Source organism: Streptomyces colwelliae (assembly GCF_048158785.1).
GTDB lineage: Bacteria > Actinomycetota > Actinomycetes > Streptomycetales > Streptomycetaceae > Streptomyces.
Map to the genome: position 1 here is coordinate 1 of NZ_JBLTJC010000801.1, position 1,330 is coordinate 1,330.

A 1,330-nucleotide genomic window follows, 5' to 3' on the forward strand; every position below is an offset into this window, starting at 1 on the left:
GGGGTGATGGGTGGTTGGTCGTTGTTTGAGAACTGCACAGTGGACGCGAGCATCTGTGGCCAAGTTTTTAAGGGCGCACGGTGGATGCCTTGGCACCAGGAACCGATGAAGGACGTGGGAGGCCACGATAGTCCCCGGGGAGTCGTCAACCAGGCTTTGATCCGGGGGTTTCCGAATGGGGAAACCCGGCAGTCGTCATGGGCTGTCACCCTTGCCTGAACACATAGGGCAAGTGGAGGGAACGCGGGGAAGTGAAACATCTCAGTACCCGCAGGAAGAGAAAACAACCGTGATTCCGGGAGTAGTGGCGAGCGAAACCGGATGAGGCCAAACCGTATGCGTGTGAGACCCGGCAGGGGTTGCGTATACGGGGTTGTGGGATCTCTCTTTCACAGTCTGCCGGCTGTGAGACGAGTCAGAAACCGTTGATGTAGGCGAAGGACATGCGAAAGGTCCGGCGTAGAGGGTAAGACCCCCGTAGTCGAAACGTCAACGGCTCGTTTGAGAGACACCCAAGTAGCACGGGGCCCGAGAAATCCCGTGTGAATCTGGCGGGACCACCCGCTAAGCCTAAATATTCCCTGGTGACCGATAGCGGATAGTACCGTGAGGGAATGGTGAAAAGTACCGCGGGAGCGGAGTGAAATAGTACCTGAAACCGTGTGCCTACAAGCCGTGGGAGCGTCGCGCATCAAGTTTACTTGGTGCGTCGTGACTGCGTGCCTTTTGAAGAATGAGCCTGCGAGTTTGCGGTGTGTTGCGAGGTTAACCCGTGTGGGGAAGCCGTAGCGAAAGCGAGTCCGAATAGGGCGATATAGTAGCGCGCTCAAGACCCGAAGCGGAGTGATCTAGCCATGGGCAGGTTGAAGCGGAGGTAAGACTTCGTGGAGGACCGAACCCACCAGGGTTGAAAACCTGGGGGATGACCTGTGGTTAGGGGTGAAAGGCCAATCAAACTCCGTGATAGCTGGTTCTCCCCGAAATGCATTTAGGTGCAGCGTCGTGTGTTTCTTGCCGGAGGTAGAGCACTGGATAGGCGATGGGCCCTACCGGGTTACTGACCTTAGCCAAACTCCGAATGCCGGTAAGTGAGAGCACGGCAGTGAGACTGTGGGGGATAAGCTCCATGGTCGAGAGGGAAACAGCCCAGAGCATCGACTAAGGCCCCTAAGCGTACGCTAAGTGGGAAAGGATGTGGAGTCGCAGAGACAACCAGGAGGTTGGCTTAGAAGCAGCCACCCTTGAAAGAGTGCGTAATAGCTCACTGGTCTAGTGATTCCGCGCCGACAATGTAGCGGGGCTCAAGCGTACCGCCGAAGTCGTGTCATTC

General features: G+C 56.7%; 1 rRNA gene. It reads left to right on the forward strand.

Going from position 1 to position 1,330, the window contains the following annotated elements:
* Positions 1 to 57: 57 nt before the first annotated feature.
* Positions 58 to 1,330, forward strand: a 23S ribosomal RNA gene (locus ACNFOC_RS54455); the annotation flags it as partial.